This is a genomic window from Peptoclostridium sp. (genome assembly GCF_009881055.1).
Taxonomy (GTDB): Bacteria; Bacillota; Clostridia; order Peptostreptococcales; family Peptostreptococcaceae; genus Peptoclostridium_A.
This window is the reverse complement of the sequence record NZ_WXFG01000017.1, coordinates 1-15308: the sequence shown is the minus strand read 5'-3', so window position 1 is coordinate 15308 and position 15308 is coordinate 1. Positions and strand designations below refer to the sequence as shown.

Below are 15308 nucleotides of genomic sequence, written 5' to 3'. Positions count from 1 at the left end.
TAAAAAGGAACCCGAATAATCTCCAGGTTCCTCTGCTCGCACAAAAATACATACTTCTCCCATCCAGACTTTCACTGTCGGTACTGGAATCTAACCAGTTCAGCCGTTAGGCTCGCGGACTGTACCGCCGGTCGGGAATCTCACCCTGCCCTGAAGTTAAAATATATTCACTTATATAATTATATTAATACGTCAGGCAATAATTGTCAACGTGTTATTTTTCTGCCGAATTGTAGACGATACTGCCATCAACAATAGTCATGCTTACGACACTTTTCACATCCAGCGGATACCCGTTCCATATTACTATGTCCGCATCCTTGCCTTCCTCTATACTGCCTATCTTCTCACCCAGCCCGAGTATCCTCGCCGGATTAATCGTTATGGCTTCAAGAGCCTTTTGCTCGTCCATTCCAGCCTTTATTGCAAGAGCTGCACAGAGTGGAAGGTACTGTATAGGCACAACTGGATGGTCTGTAATCAGTGCAACCTGAACGCCTGCGTTGCTAAGTACGGCAGCCGTCTTGAAATCAAGATTCTTGAGCTCTATCTTCGACCTTTCGCATAGCGACGGCCCAACTAGCGCCGGATAGCCTTCTTTAGCTATGTGGTTTGCAATCAGGTGACCTTCTGTGCAGTGATCAAGAGTAAGCTCCAGATCGAACTCCTTGGCTATTCTTATGGCTGTAAATATGTCATCCGCTCTGTGAGCGTGAGCCTTAAGCGGAGCCTTTTTTTCAAGCAGCGGAATGAGTGCATCTAGTTTTATGTCGTATTCCGGCCTGTCAACGTCCTCATCTGACACGTAATCCTGCATATCCTCGTGGTAGTTGACTGCTTTTTTGAGCGTCTCCCTTATTAGCGCAGCAATCGCCATGCGCGTTTGAGGCGCCCTGTCATCCTTTCCATAGACACTCTTTGGATTCTCTCCGAAGGCTATCTTAAAGCCCGCCGGATCCTTTATTATCATGTCGTCTATCCTGTCTCCGACAGCCTTGACTACTACGAACTGTCCCCCCATAACATTGGCGCTTCCGGGACCTGTTGCAACCGTAGTAATTCCGCCCTCAAGTGCCTCCTTGAAGTTCCTGTCCATGGGATTGATTCCGTCTATTGCTCTAAGGTGCGGAGTTACGGGATCTGTCTCTTCGTTGCCGTCGGCGCCTTCAAAACCCATTCCGTCTTCCCAGAGCCCCATGTGAGTATGCGCATCTATGAAGCCCGGAAAAACGAATTTTCCCGTGGCATCCACGACCTGCATGTCGCTTGTAGCCTCTATGTCTTTTGCAATCATGGCTATCTTGCCTGATTTGACAAGTATATCGGCCGAATCAAGCACGCCATTTGCCATTGTGTACACCTTGCCATTTTTAATAAGTAGCATACCATTCTCCTTCCAATTTATCCTCTATATTTCTTTCATGCTCAGGGAGACCTTCCCCTTTTCATGGTTTACATCTATAATCCTTACGTTTATTATATCACCTACGCTCAGAACCTCCATAGGATGCTTTATGAACCGCTCGCATATCTGCGAAATGTGAACAAGTCCGTCATTTTTTATCCCTATGTCCACGAACGCCCCAAAATCAACAACGTTCCTTACAGTGCCCGATAGCACCATGCCCACCTTAAGGTCCTCTATGCTGAGCACATCGCTTCTGAGTATTGGCTTTGGCATTTCATCTCTAGGATCCCTGCCCGGCTTAAGCAACTCCGTGATTATATCAGCCAGAGTAAGCTCTCCTATACCGGTTTGCTCGCAAAGCGCTTTTATGTCTATGTCCTTTCTGTCTATAGACACCTTTGAGGCTCCGCTTATGTCTATGCCCAGAATCTCGAGCAGCCTCTTGGCAGCCTCATATGACTCAGGGTGGACAGCCGTGTTATCAAGCAGATTTGCACCGCCGTGTATCCTAAGGAAGCCTGCGCACTGCTCAAAGGCCTTGTCTCCAAGTCTTTTGACCTTCTTAAGCTCCTGCCTGCCATTGAATTTTCCGTTCTCGTCCCTGTATGCGACTATGTTTTTGGCGATTGACTCCGATATTCCCGATACATACCTCAGCAGGGATACTGTTGCAGTGTTTATGTCCACACCCACAGAGTTCACGCAGTCCTCCACAACGCCTTTAAGCGCCTCATCGAGCCTCTTCTGGTTGAGATCGTGCTGATACTGGCCCACACCTATGCTCTTTGGGTCTATTTTTACAAGCTCGGCCATTGGATCTTGAAGCCTTCTGCCTATTGATATTGCTCCCCTTATTGAAACGTCTATGTCCGGATATTCTTCGTTTGCCAGCTTTGATGCGGAATATACGGATGCCCCGGCCTCACTGACTATTGTGTAGTGGACTGCCCTGCTCAAGTCCTTTATTGATTCCGCCACGAACGATTCAGTCTCGCGCGAGGCCGTGCCGTTGCCTATGGATATGATGTCTACCTCATGTTTTTCTATGAGCCTTAGCATTTCCTGTTTTGACTTTTCAGTCTCATTTCTGGGTGCATTTGGGTATATTGTCGAGTATTCAAGCAGTTTGCCAGTCTCGTCGAGTACACTGAGCTTGCAGCCCGTTCTGAAGCTCGGATCTATTGCTAGCACCCTTACATCCTTGACTGGGGAAGCCATTATAAGGCCCTTCAGGTTCTTTCCAAAAAGAGCTATGGCATTCTCCTGGGCTCTTTCCGTAAGACCGCTGCGCAGCTCCCTTTCTATAGACGGCTGTATGAGCCTTTTGTATGCGTCCTCTATAGCCTCTTCCATATACGATGTACACTCGTTTGCAGACTTTATCTCCTTCGACTTGAGGTATTCGACCATCCTCTCGTCGGGGAATAAGAGTTTGACCCTGAGGAATTTCTCGCTCTCCCCCCTGTTTATGGCAAGTATCCTGTGATCTGCCGCCTTTGAAATCGGCTCACTGAAGTCATAGTAGTTCGAGTAGACAGAATCGCTGTCCTTGTCTGTTGCCTGAGAATTTAATACTGCTGTCTTCAAACAAAGCTCACGTATCCACTGCCTGTATGCCGCGTTGTCAGATACGCCCTCAGCTATTATGTCCTTCGCGCCAGCTATAGCAGCCTCTTCCGAATCCACTTCCTTTTCTGCATCTATAAAACTCGCTGCAAACTCCAGTATGCCTCTTTTTCCTTCTATTATGGCCTGTGCAAGAGGCTCAAGTCCTCTCTCCCTTGCCTTTTCAGCCCTGGTGCTCTTTTTCTGCTTGTAGGGCCTGTATAGGTCCTCTACCTTTTGCAACATGTCAGCCTTGTTTATGGCCTTTTCAAGCTCCGCTGTAAGCTTGCCCTGCTCATCTATTATCCTTATTACTTCCTGCTTTCTATCTTCAAGGTTTCTAAGGTAAGTGAGCCTCTCGTGCAGCTGCCTTAATATTTCATCGCTCAGGCCGCCTGTCATTTCCTTCCTATACCTTGCAATGAACGGTATGGTGTTGCCTTCATCTATAAGCTTTATGGCATTTTCAACCTGTCCTTTTTTAACGCCAAGCTCTTTTACAAGCATGCTTGTAATCATCTTTTCATCTCTCCCGTCTAAATTGCTGCCTTAAAGATTATATCATATATGAAAATTTTAATGGGACAAATACGTCAAAAAGCCGGCAGCTGGAAATATATGATTTCCTCTGCCGGCTTAACATCTTTATTTGTGTTTTAACCCTTTTCCCATCTAATTTCGCTGCGCGATACTTGGTCGTTAACATACCCCTTGCCGTATGTCATTCCTGATACGACAGCTGTTCCATTTCCTTTTTCCACACTCTCTTGGAAGAGCTTTTCGCCAAGTTCACTCCATCCCTCGTGTAGAGGAGTTACAATCTTCTTTGCCTCTTCAAACTTTTGAGTGTCTTTTTTAATATGAGCTTCTGTTATTAGTGAATTCAAATATATGTAAAGACTTTTATAGTTCATTGCAATTTCAGAATCCCCGCTCAGCGTTGCTATTAGTTCTGCTATTATATCCCTGCATTTATCTACGGAAAGATTCAACTTCTGAATTTCACCGTCTTTTATATGCTCGATAGACTCGTTCAGCGAATCGATCAGTCCTTCGTACACTATGGAAACAAGCTGGGCGTCGTTTGACGAAGCCACTCTTACAGCCAGGTATTCTTTTTCTATCATCTATTCCACCTCTTTTATCCTAGTAGCTTAAGTATAGACTGGGGTTGCTGGTTTGCCTGAGCAAGCATTGAAACCCCTACCTGCTGAAGAACATTTATCTTCTGGAAGTTAGCCATCTCAAGAGCCATGTCCGTGTCCTCTACGCGCGACATTGCGGCAGTCAGGTTCTCGGCTGTGTTGTCAAGATTGGCTATAGTATGCTCGAGCCTGTTTTGAACAGCCCCAAGCCTTGCCCTTTCAAATGTCACCTTAAGCAGTGCGTTGTCAAACACGCTGATTGCTGCAGAGGCCTTTTCTTCTGACGATACATCTATTGAATACTCTATATTGCTTGCAGAAACGCCGTTTGTAACATTAGGCACTTTTACATATGCTGCTCCATCCACTCCTGTATTGCCTGTAGGCTTGTCAGAAGATATTCCAAGAGCCTTGGCTCTTATGTCCCCTATCTCCAATCTGAAGCTCTGTCCGCCATTTGCGCCTATCTGAAGATTTGTGTTGAATTCATCAAGGGTCCCCTCAAGAGCTATGAGGTTCCCTGCAAATCCGGATTGTTTTGACACTACTATGAGTTCCTGAGGCTTGTCAATTCCTATTTCAAAATCAACGCCATCAAGTTTTATGTTGTTCTTTATCTCTTCCACAATTTCTGCAGTAGTTTTATATGTATTCGACTGCTCCTCTTCTACTTCTTCAAATGTCACTTCTTCTCGCAGTAGCTGAACAACAGGCTCGCTTACAGATGCCGTTTTCAATGTCATTTTGACGCCAGAGCTTACAATGTCGCTGTATATTCCCGCTGGTTCAACTAATGCTGCATTTGCCTTCATTGCTGCCGCAAGATTTGAAACAGTCGTTTCAATATCTGCACCTATTTCAAACTGGTTGGCTCCCGGAGCTCCAGCTACTGCTGTAAATTCAACTCCGTCAATTATTACTTTTTGTCCTGCTTCCAGGTTTCCGCTGAACTCAAACTCCCATTCAGCTTCCTGCTCTGGTGTGCCTCCGACGTTTAGATTTATATTGCTGCCTATGATTTCAGTTCCTCCGTTTGGAGTGAAGCTTAAAGTCACTTCGTCTGAATTTCCATTTGTATCGGTTATTGAAATTATGGCGCTTGATTTTATCTCTCCATCGCCATCAATAGTACTTGTCGTTATGGATGATAAATCAGAACCTTTGAATACAAGTCCATCCGTTCCGTTTATTGTAAGCTTGGAGCCGTCAACTGCAACAGAAAGCTCCGGAAACTTGGCTTCTATGGCGGCTTTCATGGCATTTCCCATGCTCTCGGCAGATGCTCCGCCTATGACCCCTATCTTGATGTTTCCGGCAGTAACGCTATTATCCGTATCGAATTCAAATTTAGTTGAAGCCCCTTTTGGATATTCAATTTCTATGACCTTGCCGTCTATGTCGCCTGCCACAGTTTTCAAATCAAGCTCCATAACGCTTTCCGGCGCTTGCATTTCAAAATTGTGAGGCGCTATCGAACTTGATGCAAATACTGTATTTAAATTAGTTAATGTTTCACCAAGGCTGGATTCTATTTTAACTTCGTTTGCCTCTGGAGGATCTGACAAAACAGTTTTCAACGTTAATTCTGTATTTCCTATTTTTATTTTATCCCCGTCTTTGAAGTTGAATGAAAAATTAAGAACCTCAACCTTTCCAGGCTCAATGCTTGTAGGTGTTGCAGGTGCATACGAAACTTTATTTGAAACTTCCCAGTCTTCAGTAACTGTCTTAACTACTTCTACTGGCTCATTCCCTGATTTGACTGCACTTATGTCTATAGCCTTGTTTGAGCCTACATAAGGTTCTTTGGAGCCATCGTAGAAATCTATCCTTTCATTGCCTATTTGTATGAACGAACCTACTTCCGGCATATCTTTGAAGTAGAATGAGCCTTTTGCAGTTCCTCCGGAGTCTTCGCCCTTGCCGTAGACAGACACCTCAGTCTGCCCTGAGAATAAAACATCAACTGCGCTTCCTTCTATTTTTATGTTCTGGTCTCCACCCGAAGCTATTGTGCTTATTTCAACACCATAATCCTTGTTGAACACAGCTACTGCACTATCGCCAAGAGCGTCATTTATTCTGGTCAAAAATTCGTTGGTTGTAAGAGTATCATTTTTATCCCCTGTAAAACCTTGCAGATTTACCTCTGTCTTTTTGCCGTTGATACTTACTGACAATGTCTTGTTAGAAAAATCCTTTGTCAATACATCCTCTCCAGCGGTCACTCCAAGACTGTCTGTTGTGGCTTTAGCCGCATTCCCTGTAGACATGAGCTTTACTATCGTATTGGTGTCTGGCGCCTCATTCCCTCTAAGCATAGCTTTTGTGTTATATTCCGTACCATTTGCAATCTTATTTACCTCTGATGTAAGCTGGTTGATTTCTTCTTGTATTGACTGCCTGTCTGTCTCAGTCGCCGTTCCGTTAGCTGCCTGTACCGCCAGCTCCCTCATCCTTTGAAGCATTGAGTTAATCTCAGCCATTGCTCCTTCCGCAGTTTGAACAAGTGACACTCCATCAAGGGAGTTTCTTGAAGCTACCTGAAGCCCTCTGATCTGTGCCCTCATTTTTTCACTTATGGCCATTCCAGCAGCGTCGTCTCCTGCTCTGTTTATTCTCTTTCCCGAAGAGAGTTTTTCAAGAGTATTGCTTCCGATATCATTGTTCCTAGTTAGAACTCTATGGGCATTCATTGCCGATATATTGTGATTTATTCTCAACTCTATTCCTCCCTGGCATTTTTAATTACAAGTAGTTTATCGACCGAATCTCCAAAATACTTTACTCGTTTTTGCTCTTTATTTCGTCTACATGTTCAATAAAATTAAGAAGCTGAGATACCATGTTTAAAAAATCAGCCGGAACTTCTTTAGGAAGTCTTAATGATTGATTTTCCTCCGACTTTACAATAGGGGTCCGACTTTCTTGCTCCGGATATTTTTTCATATTCATCACCTCTATATCTTGATGTCCAAAGCTCCGCGGGACATGGGCATTTCTTTTTCAGGCTCCTCGTTTTTCAAAGCACCGCCTTGCTCATCTTCATGAAATGTCATCTCCCCCAATTTGTATCCAATTTGACTAAATAGATCTTCAAGCATACCCTTGTGTTTTTCCATATAGACCCTGTCAGATGCATTTTCAAGCTCGATTTTTAGGTTTACGCTCTTTTTTTGTATCTCCAGCCCCATTTTCACATTCCCCATGCTTGCAGTGCTTATACTTATTATAGCAACCATATCTTCCGAGTTCATTTTCGCCGAACCCTTCCTTCTGTCCGTGAAATACATGTTGAGATTTGTAAACTGCCCATTCATATATATCGGAAGCTGTATTATTTTGCTTTCTGCTGAAGTTTTTCTGCTTTGCTCTATGGTCTCATGCAGCTCCTTGAATTTCTTGCTTAGAGCGTCATTGCTTTCATCGTTTTGGAGTTTTATGTTCTTTTCTAAATGCTTTAAAGCTTCTTCCATTTCTTTGTATGCATCATCTAGTTTTCTTTCAGGTGCTCTCAGACTCTTTGAAATTTCATCTACTGCTTTTCTAAGTTTTTCAATTTCCTTGATGCTGTTTTCATCGCCCTTTTCATATATGAAATCAGCAATTTCAGAAATTTTATGCCCTGCCTGGTCTTTGTTTTTTAACATAGAGTATGTCTTTTGCAGTTCTCCCAGAGAAAGCATTCTGCTGTTTTTTATCAAAAATGCTATATTGTTTTCACTTTCTCTGCACAAATCCAAAATATTCTCCATTAGATTCTTGCCAAAAACCAGTTTGTCTTCATATCCTTGACCTAGAACTGCTTTGCCTTCTATCGGCGTCAGTTGATTTTTATCACTCATTTTTTCGTATGCATCCACATATCTTGAAACAGCTTGAATGTCGACACTTTCAATATGGGTTCCTATATGTGCACTGCTCATTACCATGTCGCTAGTCAGGTTGTCCCTTACGTTGCTGTAGCTTCCGTATATGTCAATTGCCCTTTGAATGTTTGAGCTGCTAATCTGCAGTCCATTTTGAACAAGCGCCCTTGCAGCTTCTACTGCATTTCTATCCACACTGCCATTTAGCTGCATGTATTTTTTTATGACGGCTTCTTCCATGTCGCCCATGATGGTAGGCGCCTGCACATTTGCTTCATTCTCCGGCAATTTTACATCCAGATTCTTCACCTTGCCCGAAATCCACATCGTGCTGCTTTGAATGTTTTCAAGTGTCATCGGTATGCTGTTTTTCATGTGGAAGGCCACTGTTTTTAGGTCGAGGTCGCCTATTTCCCTGAAAGCTTCGGCTATTTTGCTTATGCTATTAGCCGCTGTTCCCAACACACTTTCAATAATCGGCTTAGGTTCTTCTATTTTGCCCAATATGATTTGTTCTATTTTGCTTATTTTGAAGCTTACATTCTTCTTTAGAAGATTTAGCAGGTCTTTTTCTTCTATTTTTTTCAAAGATTCTATTTTTTCCAACGTTTCTTTAATCTTCTCATATTCATTTCTATCCAAATGCTTAGTATCTTCCTGATTAATAACTTCCAGGTGTCTTATTTTTTCAGCAAGCTCCCTGATGTCTTCTTTCTCCACATCCACCCCAGACTTAGAGAGCTGAACTGCTTTGTCAATATCCAATGCTCTTATGACACTTTCAAGAGCTTCCTTCATCTCTTTTATGCTCGCTATATTCTCATTAGTTACAGGAATGTCCCTTTTAATAAACTCTTTCGAAAGCTCTACATTATCCTGCGATGCTACAAGCCCCATCTCATCAAGGAGAGCCTTTATATCATCCTCCAAAAGCTGCAGCTCTGCTGCTGAAATCGCACGCTTTGTTTGCCCTGCAGCCTCATAGCCTTTTATAATTGCAGCCTCTGTGCCTTGCGCCTTTTCTATTTCCCCGGTTTTTACAAATCTTTTTATATTGTATAGATTCCCTATACTGACGTCGAGCTCATTTTTGATTGTATCTATAAATGTCTGATCCTTGATATCTGAAAGCTTATCAAGCTTGTAAAAAACATCATTTATTTTTTCGATATTTTTTTTTGTTATACTCTCGCCAGCCTTATGAAGAGACTTTATTATGTCAGTTATATCCTTCCCCATGCTGCTTCCATATACTTTATTTGCTATTTCTTCAGCCTGTTCAGTCGAAAGTTCTTTCTTGCCAAACATCTTTAGTATGCTAAGCCCTTCTTTTTCTTCTTCAAGCTCTCCAAGTGACAGTGCTATTTTTTGAAGCGACTCATTTTCAATGTCCAAACCCATTTTTGAAAGTCTTATAACATTTTCGTAGTCAAGAGAGGCTGATATCTCCTCCATACTGTTCTTTGCAATCAAAAACGACTGTACATTTTCCCTTGTCAGCCGAACCTCATGACTTTGAAGCTTTTTTGCGGCATTTACATTTTCATCGTTGGCATCCATGCCAAGCGTCCTTAGTATTTTGGAATAGAAAACTCTTTCATTTTCATCCGCTACATCCATGTTTTTATTTTTAGTGTCTTTTTCAAAAAGTTTTTCTTTCGTTTTTGCAGATGTTGTAAGTGCAGTGTATGCATCAGCAACAGCCGCATGTTTGCCGTTCAAAATTGCATCTATCATGTAAAACCACCTCTTGGTTTTCTTATTACATTATCTATCGTCATTGGACACCAATTTGTTTAACCTCTTTTATGAAATATGAGCATATTGACTCATTAATTATCCCATCTCGATTTCAGCATTAGCTTCATATTTTTATTTTATGTATGTACGAGTCTTGCCGATAATGTATAATGATATTATATTCCAAGAAGAGTTAACAAGGATGTGATGAATTGTCAACAATAAACAATATATCTCAATTATCCCAGACACATGAAATTCAAAATACAAGCAGCGTCCCCCAAAAATTAAAGCCAAAACAGAGTGACTTTTTGCAAAAATTTGAAAAGATAAAGTCAGATGAGGTCAGGACTAAGCTTGAAGGCATATTCGAAAAGATAGTAGAAAAATCTGACCATCTTAAAAATAACCTTTATCTAAAAGATGTGCTTGAATACAAAAAACTAGTAAGAGAATTCATGGGCATAGCAGTCGAAAACTCACATACCTATTCTCAGCAAAACTTTCTTGACAGAAGAGGAAGACATAGAGTTTATTCTGTTGTTAAACAAGTTGACAGGGAACTCGATGCCATAACCAGAGAATTCATAACAAATCATGTAGATCATTCCAAAGTTCTAAAAAGTATAGATGCAATAAGAGGTCTTCTTGTTGATATTATGATGTGATTTCCTTATTATATATTATTTTTGCATACAAATAATGGAAGGGTATTCCCCTTCCATTTTCTTTGTCTATTTTTTGCATAGGTCTACTTGCCGCTTTTTATCCACTTGAGATATTCGTTAATGAATATATCTATGTTCCCGTCCATCACCGACTGAACGTTGCCAACCTCCACATTTGTCCTGTGGTCCTTAACCATATTGTACGGATTGAACACGTAGGATCTTATCTGGCTTCCCCAGCTTATCTGAGAATATTCGCCCTGTATATCCTCTATTCGCTCCTTCTTTTCAAGCTCCTTTATCTCAACAAGCTTTGACATTAGCATCTGCATGGCCATTTGCTTGTTGCTGTGCTGCGACCTTTGGTTCTGGCACTGGACCACTATTCCCGTAGGTATATGAGTTATCCTTACAGCCGAATCAGTCTTGTTGACGTGCTGACCTCCGGCTCCCGAAGCCCTGTAGGTGTCTATCTTCAGATCGGAAGGATTGATCTGGATGCTCGCATCTTCCTCTATCTCAGGGATCACATCCAAGGATGCAAAGGACGTGTGCCTCTTGCCCGAAGGGTCGAAGGGCGAAATCCTGACTATCCTGTGAACGCCCTTTTCCCCTTTGAGATATCCGTATGCATTCATACCTTCCACTAGTATCGTGGCGCTTTTTATTCCGGCTTCCGGGTCTGAAATCATGTCTATCACAGAAGTAGTATATCCCTTCTGCTCGGCCCATCTTTTGTACATCCTGAGAAGCATTTGAGCCCACTCCTGGGCGTCTAGCCCTCCCGAGCCTGCATGTATTGAAAGTATTGCATTGTTCTTGTCATACTCTCCCGACAGAAGAGTCTTTATCCTTATGCTGGCTATCTCCCGCTCAAGCTCTTCTATGGCCTGCTTTACTTCCATTTCTGTAGCTTCGTCATCCTCTTCGATTGCCATTTCAAGAAGTATCTGAATATCCTCATACGATGATTCCAGTCTTTCAAAGCCTTCTATTTCTTCCTTCATCATCTTGTTGGACTGCAGCGTCTTCTGGGCCCTTTCATTGTCATCCCAGAAGCCCTGGCTAGTCATGGCTTTTTCCTGCTCATCCACCAAGTCCTTAAGCTTTGCTATGTCAAAGAGAAACCAAAAGCTCCTTTATTGACTCACTCATCTCCTGGATTTTCTGGTTGTATTCTTGAATATTAAGCATATGCTTCCCCCTATGAGTTCTTTCCACAGCACTTCTTGTACTTCTTGCCGCTGCCGCATGGGCAAAGATCGTTTCTTCCTACCCTATCGTCCTTTACAACTGTTGTCTGGCTCGGAGAATCAAGATCGGCAGAGCTTTGAGAAAGGTGGTCTACATCTATTACCTGCTTCCTTTCTATGCGCTCCTCGAGCGAGAATCCAAACATGAATTTTATTGTGTCTTCCTGTATGCTTCTTATCATCTCTTCGAACATGTCAAAGCCCTCGAACTGGTATGCCCTTACAGGGTCCTCCTGTCCTACCGCCCTTAGACCTATTCCCTGTCTTAGCTGCTCCATGGCGTCTATGTGGTCAACCCACTTGGTATCAACAACCTGAAGGAGTATAATCCTTTCAATCTCCCTCATCCTTTCCTCGCCAATGAGCTCTTCCTTTTGCTCATAAAGCGATACCGAAAGGTCAAGCAGCATGTCTTTTATCTTTTCCCTGTCGAGATTTTCTATGTCGCCAAAATCGATGCTGTCCTTTGGAAGATAGGCAGAGTACATGTACTCCTTTAGTCCCTGCAGATCCCACTCTTCCGGATAGCTGCCCTCGGCGGTGAAACGCTCCACTGCGTAGTCCACTATCTTTTGAATCATGGACATTATATTTTCCCTTATGTTTTCGCCTTCAAGGACGCTTCTTCTTTCCTTGTATATTATCTCCCTCTGCTTGTTCATTACATCGTCAAATTGGAGAACGTGCTTTCTTATTCCAAAGTTCCTGCCCTCTACCTTCTTCTGAGCATTTTCAATCGACTTAGACAGAAGTGAATGCTCTATAGGCATGTCGTCTTCCATTCCCAGCTTGTCTACTACGCTTCTTATCTTTTCGCTTCCAAACAATCTCATCAGGTTGTCTTCAAGACTTATAAAGAACCTTGACGTACCCGGGTCTCCCTGACGTCCGGCACGACCTCTGAGCTGGTTGTCTATCCTTCGAGACTCATGCCTTTCAGTACCAAGTATGCAAAGACCGCCGACAGCTTTAACTTTTTCCTGCTCCTCGTCTGTTTGCGTTTTGATGTCATAGTATATTCCCTTGTATTTGTCCTTGGCTTCTATTATTTCAGGATCTTCCGTATCTATGAAGCTTGTAGCCAGCGATATGATGTGGTCGCTATAACCAAGCTTCCTCATCTCTTTTTTGGCCATGAACTCAGGATTACCCCCAAGCACTATGTCGGTACCCCTTCCTGCCATGTTTGTAGCTATAGTCACAGAGCCTAGCGTTCCTGCCTGCGCTACAATTTCAGCCTCTCTCTCGTGCTGCTTGGCATTTAGCACCTGGTGCCTTACACCCTTTCTCTTGAGCATGTTAGAGAGCATTTCAGACGTTTCTATAGCTATAGTACCTACAAGTATAGGCTGACCAGTCCTGTATCTCATCTCAATTTCATCTACAACAGCCTTGAACTTGCCTTCATCAGTCTTGTATACACTGTCGGGCTCGTCCTTTCTGGCTATAGGCCTATTAGTTGGAATCTGAACTACGTCCATGCCGTATATCGACTTGAACTCCTCTTCCTCCGTCTTGGCCGTACCCGTCATACCAGAGAGCTTCTTATACATCCTGAAGTAGTTCTGGAACGTTATGCTCGCAAGCGTCTGCGATTCCCTTTGAACCTCTAGCCCTTCCTTGGCCTCTATCGCCTGGTGGAGGCCGTCGGAATATCTTCTTCCGAACATTAGTCTTCCTGTAAATTCGTCTACGATTACTATCTCGCCGTCTTTTATGACATAATCCACATCAAGCTTCATTAGGTTATGAGCCTTTAGAGCCTGGTTTATGTGGTGTGATATTTCCATATTTGTGGGGTCTGACAGGTTTTCAACGTTGAAGTACTTCTCAGCCTTAGCAACTCCGTTTTCCGCAAGCATTACAGAGTGGCCTTTTTCATCTACAGTGAAATCAACAGTCTCTTCCTTGTACTCCCTGTTGAATCTGTCCTGCTTGTCTTCTGTAGGATCGAGTATTCTGCCTTTCAGCATCTGTACAAAGGTGTTTGCATCATGGTAGAGTCCTGTAGACTTGTCTCCAGGTCCCGAAATTATAAGCGGAGTCCTGGCTTCATCTATAAGTATGGAGTCAACCTCGTCGACTATGGCAAAGTTGAGCTCTCTTTGTGTCATGTTTTCTTTATATATGACCATGTTGTCCCTTAGGTAGTCAAAGCCGTACTCGTTGTTCGTACCGTATGTTATGTCGCAGTTGTACGCAGCCTTCTTCTGCTCAGGCGTCTGCCCGTGCACAACAACACCTACTGTAAGGCCCAGGAATTCATATATGCTTCCCATCCATTCCTTGTCACGCTTTGCAAGGTAATCGTTGACAGTTACAACGTGAACTCCCTTGCCTGAAAGCGCGTTAAGATAAACTGGAAGCGTAGCCACAAGCGTCTTACCTTCACCAGTCTTCATCTCAGCTATTCTTCCCTGGTGAAGAACTATACCTCCAATTAGCTGCACCCTGTAGTGCCTCATTCCAAGCACCCTCTTGGCTGCCTCTCTCATTGTGGCAAAAGCCTCCGGCAGTATGTCATCAAGCGTCTCGCCGCCAGCTACTCTATCCTTTAGTTTCTGAGTCATGCCCCTTAGCTCTGCATCGCTCATACCTGTAAAATTAGGTTCTATCGCCTCTATCTTATCTACTATTTTTTCGATTTTTTTAATTTCTTTTTTATTTCCCCCGAATAATTCTTTAATAAATTCCATGCTTAGTCCCTCGTTTCAAGATTCTATTTTTATTTTAATAGCCTAATTGGGCTGTTCGGGCTGCTTGCTTGCTGAAATTATGCAACAGTCCTTTTTATCCCATAACTATTATTTTATCATAAAATATATATTGTAGAGCTTTTTTTTGATTTTACTGATGTTAAGGTTTTGTGAGGAACTCTGCTTTTGACTCTGCATGATAAATAGGCGCCGACTCAGCTTTGGGCTTTCCTTTCATCTCATGCCGCCACTCTGCCGGCAGCTTTGAAACTCGCTGCGCTCAGACAGTCAAAGCTTTCTCCCGGCTCCGCATCTGCATTTCGATTGGAAATCCATCAAAGCCTCATAAAGGCGCCCTGATTTATCATTGCCAGAGTCACTCAGCCATGCGCGCTGGTTTTCCTCTCCCCACACCAACTGCGTAACGCTTTTTATTTTTTGCGACATTTGGAGCAGCTTGCTGTTTTGAGAGATTCATCCAAATAAAAAAAGCCGGACTATGCATAGTCGGCTAGTTACGTATGGGCAGAGCTCTTATCGCAAGAATCCAAACGGAATAAAGCAGGCCTGATTTAATGAGTTTTGATTGATTTCCTGGCGAAGTGCATGAATGAAATCGTTGGAATTTTGAGTGTCTGAGCGCAGCGAGTTCTCAAAATTCCAGATTTCAGAGTGCATAAGCCAATTGGAAATCACAAAATGAAATTTAAAGGCCAATTATTCCTTTGGATTCGGTCCAAAACGAGACATAAGGCCGGCGTTTTCATCGGATTATAGCTGGCAGCTGCAGCATCGCGCGAGCCGCTTTCTTGTATTCAAGGCACGCCCTTAAATTCTTCAAAAAAAACAAAAAAATAAAAAGATTACGCAGCCACGACCTACTCTCCCAGGACCCTTCGATCCAAGTACCATCGGCGCTAAGGA

At 43.1% G+C, this 15308-nt stretch carries 8 protein-coding genes and 1 riboswitch; of the genes, 1 reads left to right on the top strand and 7 read right to left on the bottom strand.

Annotated features, from left to right (window positions below; genetic code table 11):
* Positions 1-47 precede the first annotated feature (47 nt).
* A riboswitch (FMN riboswitch) is annotated at positions 48-162 on the bottom strand.
* A 52-nt stretch (positions 163-214) separates the two neighbouring features.
* The 5 genes from GT589_RS03475 to GT589_RS03450 all read right to left on the bottom strand — a co-directional run bounded on the left by GT589_RS03475 (position 215) and on the right by GT589_RS03450 (position 9764).
* The gene (locus GT589_RS03475; RefSeq protein WP_293396082.1) at positions 215-1384 is read right to left on the bottom strand and encodes an amidohydrolase; all 1170 of its coding nucleotides are present in this window, start codon (positions 1382-1384) and stop codon (positions 215-217) included.
* 24 nt (positions 1385-1408) lie between these two features.
* The gene (locus GT589_RS03470; RefSeq protein WP_293396079.1) at positions 1409-3532 is read right to left on the bottom strand and encodes a Tex family protein; all 2124 of its coding nucleotides are present in this window, start codon (positions 3530-3532) and stop codon (positions 1409-1411) included.
* A 137-nt stretch (positions 3533-3669) separates the two neighbouring features.
* Positions 3670-4140, bottom strand: coding sequence for a flagellar export chaperone FliS (gene fliS, locus GT589_RS03465; protein WP_293396076.1), 471 nt, complete (start codon positions 4138-4140; stop codon positions 3670-3672).
* A gap of 14 nt (positions 4141-4154) precedes the next feature.
* Positions 4155-6881: a flagellin N-terminal helical domain-containing protein gene (locus GT589_RS10070; RefSeq protein ID WP_330582850.1), complete on the bottom strand. Its 2727-nt coding sequence runs from the start codon at positions 6879-6881 to the stop codon at positions 4155-4157.
* Between the two features lie 237 nt (positions 6882-7118).
* Positions 7119-9764 carry a DUF6240 domain-containing protein gene (locus GT589_RS03450; protein WP_293396073.1) on the bottom strand — a complete coding sequence of 882 codons (2646 nt, stop codon included), beginning with the start codon at positions 9762-9764 and terminating at the stop codon, positions 7119-7121.
* A gap of 215 nt (positions 9765-9979) precedes the next feature.
* Here GT589_RS03450 and GT589_RS03445 point away from each other — a divergent pair, with 215 nt between their 5' ends.
* The gene (locus GT589_RS03445) at positions 9980-10435 is read left to right on the top strand and encodes a YaaR family protein (protein WP_293396070.1); all 456 of its coding nucleotides are present in this window, start codon (positions 9980-9982) and stop codon (positions 10433-10435) included.
* A gap of 83 nt (positions 10436-10518) precedes the next feature.
* Here GT589_RS03445 and prfB read toward each other — a convergent pair.
* Together prfB and secA are read right to left on the bottom strand one after the other, a co-directional pair.
* A protein-coding gene (prfB, locus tag GT589_RS03440) for a peptide chain release factor 2 (RefSeq protein ID WP_293396067.1) occupies positions 10519-11629 on the bottom strand; the annotation gives its coding sequence in 2 pieces (ribosomal slippage) (positions 10519-11553 and positions 11555-11629; 1110 coding nt in all).
* Between the two features lie 10 nt (positions 11630-11639).
* Positions 11640-14384 (bottom strand): preprotein translocase subunit SecA, encoded by a 2745-nt coding sequence (gene secA / locus GT589_RS03435; protein WP_293396064.1) that lies wholly within the window; start codon positions 14382-14384, stop codon positions 11640-11642.
* Positions 14385-15308: the final 924 nt, after the last annotated feature.